At 44.4% G+C, this 2469-nt stretch carries 2 protein-coding genes; one reads left to right on the forward strand and one right to left on the reverse strand.

What is annotated here, in order from left to right:
* Positions 1–133 precede the first annotated feature (133 nt).
* Positions 134–1894 (reverse strand): group II intron reverse transcriptase/maturase, encoded by a 1761-nt coding sequence (ltrA, locus tag VB732_RS35825; protein ID WP_323235537.1) that lies wholly within the window; start codon positions 1892–1894, stop codon positions 134–136.
* Positions 1895–2127: 233 nt separating this feature from the next.
* Here ltrA and VB732_RS35830 point away from each other — a divergent pair, with 233 nt between their 5' ends.
* A complete protein-coding gene (locus tag VB732_RS35830) occupies positions 2128–2328 on the forward strand; it encodes a hypothetical protein (RefSeq protein WP_323235538.1) in 201 nt (66 codons plus the stop codon).
* Positions 2329–2469: the final 141 nt, after the last annotated feature.

Consider the following 2469-nt stretch of genomic DNA (forward strand, 5'->3'; position numbering starts at 1 on the left):
GATTAAACTCAACGAAGTTGTCACCAACTCCGTTGGTCTTCAAAACCGGACGTGAGACTTTCACCTCATCCGGCTCCTCAGTGATTTGGTGTTTTGATAAACACACCTCATTACCTATTTATCCTGGACTTTTTCAGTCTTTGGTAGGCTTAGGCTTGGCGCTATTCCAGCCAGATTGGTTGCCTGAACTGCTATCGTTAGCAGTCTTTGTATCGTGGCAATGTCTGTGAAGGAGTTGCCTATTATCGTATGAATCCTTTCCACCTTGCGATTTTGGGATTTTATGGTCAACTTCCATCACGTCATCTTCTCGGAAAAACAGTTCGCAGTGGGTACACTTCCCTTTTTGCTTTTTTAGGAGTTTTGAAACTCTAAGTGGCATTTCTGGGTTGTTTCCCATTCTTGTACTCCAGTAAACCAGGTTTCCGTCGTATGGTGACGATTCGCTTCTAACCTTGATATGTCGCACTATAGGGGTGCTGGTATGTTCAAGCAATAACAATTCTGTTACTTCTTCCTTCTTGGCTGTTGCGAATACCCAGTTATTACTGTCTATGGATTTCCAGTATTTTTTGGCAATCCATTTTCCACCTTTTGTTGGGTGGCGGCGTTTTGCCCAAGCTTTCAGCTTTTGGTATATGAGGTGGTCAATTTCTGAGTAAGCTTCCTTGCTTACTACAGTCGCGTAGTAATTTGCCCATCCCCTAATGATTGGGTTAAGTTGGCTAATTAGCGCCGCTTGCGGTGCTGCCTTATGAGCTTCGATGATACTAGCGATTTCGTCGTAATGTACCTTTTGCTTTTCTTTGCTTGGGGTGATGATTGTTTTAAAACCTAGTGCAATTCCCTTTGTATCCTTACTTGATTGATTTTTACCTTTCGGGAATTGTCGGATATTATGACCGAGGAAATTAAATCCTGCCTCTTCTTGCTCATACTTATTTAAGGTATGAGTAAGTCTTGTTTTACTTGGTTTTAATTCAAGTCCCATGCCTTTTAACCATTCCGAGATTATTTCCCGGCATCTTTGGACTACGGATGCGTCTTTGTGGAGAATTACAAAGTCGTCGGCGTAACGAATTAAGCTTATTGAATAGCGGTTGTTCCTTTTGCCACCAGGCAAGGTTTCCGCGTATTGCTTAATTCGTTCTTCCATTCCGTGGAGGGCGATATTTGCTAACAGTGGGGAAATTACCCCACCTTGTGGTGTACCCTCAGATGTTGGAAACAGTTGCTTACCATCCATCACCCCGGATTTTAACCATGCTCGAACTTGTCGGCGGATGGTGGGGGATGTATTTAATTTTATTAGCAATGCTTCCTGGTTGATGCAGTCAAAGCATTTGGCAATATCAGCATCAAGTACATATTTGGCTTTCTGCTTAATTGCGTTGAATATTGCTTGAATTGCATCGTGGCATGAGCGTCCTGGTCTGAACCCGTATGAATTCGGTTCAAATCGTGCTTCCCATTCTGGTTCTAGTGCCAGTTTGACAAGCGCTTGCAAGGCTCGGTCTTTCATTGTAGGTATACCCAAAGGTCGCTTCTCTTCCGTTCCAGGCTTAGGAATCCATACCCGCCTAGTTGGGCTGACCTTTGACCCCAGTTTTAAATTACCAGTAAGTTCTAGACGTTGCTTTGGGGTCAGCGATTTAATGCCGTCTACACCAGCCGTCTTTTTTCCCTGGTTATCCTGGGTAACTCTACGAACCGATAAAGCTCTTGCGCTCCAGGACTTCATCAACGTCTTTTGGAGCCTGCGAAATGTTTTTACATCACCACGGGCAGAGGCTTGATAAATTCTCTTTTGGAGCTTATACACTCGACGCTCTAATTTACGCCAGTTAATCGAGTGCCATTCCACCATCAGTTTTTTAGACTGTGTATTAGACATTTGTACTCACTAATTGATACTTTATCTTCCAAATCACCGTGAGTCTGTCTGCATATTCTGGGCATTACCCCAGACATTCGCTTCTGACTCGATCTCTCCATCTCGTTGCATCCGGTTAGCACCTACTCAGGTATTCGACCGCCTGAGAGCATACGAGAGGTTACTTCGTTCCAGATGACCATGCTGTGCATCTTTAGAGTGACACTCTTCGCCGGGTTTCTAGGAAGTGCATATTGGTCAAAATACAACTTGCCAACTCCTTATCCTGTGCCTTTTGGCTCCAGCGCATTAAGCCTTTTCGCTGGTCAACGCTAACGACGATTCAAACGTGTCTTCAAGCTGATGCTTTACTCATGGATGCTTTGCTCGATGGATACCAGATTAGGCTACTAGTAGTGCCACCTTTTCACCCCGCTTTACGGATTGATGACTAGTCGCTACCGTAGGGGTGATGCTTTCAACGCTGCACCTGCGTGGTAGGATTCTCACCTACAAGGTCATTTAGTTGTCTGGCTAATGAAACCAGCTAACCGTCCCTAAGCATTTCTGCTTATTTAGGCTAAACGAATCGCACT

The sequence above is a fragment of the Nostoc sp. UHCC 0252 genome, from assembly GCF_034931145.1.
In the GTDB taxonomy this organism is placed as follows: domain Bacteria; phylum Cyanobacteriota; class Cyanobacteriia; order Cyanobacteriales; family Nostocaceae; genus Nostoc.